General features: G+C 47.4%; 1 tRNA gene. It reads left to right on the top strand.

Annotated features, from left to right (window positions below):
* Positions 1 to 161 precede the first annotated feature (161 nt).
* A tRNA-Arg gene (locus BM607_RS21680) sits at positions 162 to 234 on the top strand.

The following is a 234-nucleotide window of genomic DNA, read 5'->3' as shown; positions in this document are numbered from 1 at the left end:
CGTGTAGCTCAGCTGGATAGAGTACCTGGCTACGAACCAGGCGGTCGGAGGTTCGACTCCTTCCACGCGCACCATATCTGCATTAGTTAATCTTTAACTCATCAGTTTTGAATTTCAGTTAGAAATTTTGTAGATAATTGCTTATAGCAAAATGTTAAAATGCGCGTGTAGCTCAGCTGGATAGAGTACCTGGCTACGAACCAGGCGGTCGGAGGTTCGACTCCTTCCACGCGC

Origin of the sequence: Shewanella sp. SACH, assembly GCF_001887095.2 — a bacterium.
Taxonomy (GTDB): domain Bacteria; phylum Pseudomonadota; class Gammaproteobacteria; order Enterobacterales; family Shewanellaceae; genus Shewanella; species Shewanella baltica.
The sequence above is the reverse complement of the archived record's forward strand: the minus strand, read 5'-3'. Positions and strand labels throughout refer to the sequence as shown.